General features: G+C 33.9%; 1 pseudogene. It reads left to right on the top strand.

The features are described from left to right. Positions 1-236: pseudogene (locus AAEY62_RS24735) on the top strand (marine proteobacterial sortase target protein); the annotation flags it as partial.

Genomic DNA, 236 nt, shown 5'->3' with positions numbered 1-236 from the left:
GTTTATAGCACGCAAAAAAATGACGATAAGCCAAGTAGTCAGTTTAATTTAAACTTAGATATAGACGTAGGTTTAGAGCTGGTAGATATAAATTCTAAATTTCATAATGTAAATATTCAAAACACTGCATTTGGACAATACTCAATAGAGTTAAATGAGCAAAATGCGCTAAACCGCGACTTTGTGCTGGAGTTTAAACCACTGCAAAAAGAGCAAGCCCAAGCTGCATTTTTTAC

The sequence above is a fragment of the Pseudoalteromonas sp. GW168-MNA-CIBAN-0100 genome, assembly GCF_040309225.1.
In the GTDB taxonomy this organism is placed as follows: domain Bacteria; phylum Pseudomonadota; class Gammaproteobacteria; order Enterobacterales; family Alteromonadaceae; genus Pseudoalteromonas; species Pseudoalteromonas arctica.
Note: the sequence above shows the minus strand (reverse complement) of the source record. Positions and strands in the feature narration are given on the sequence as shown.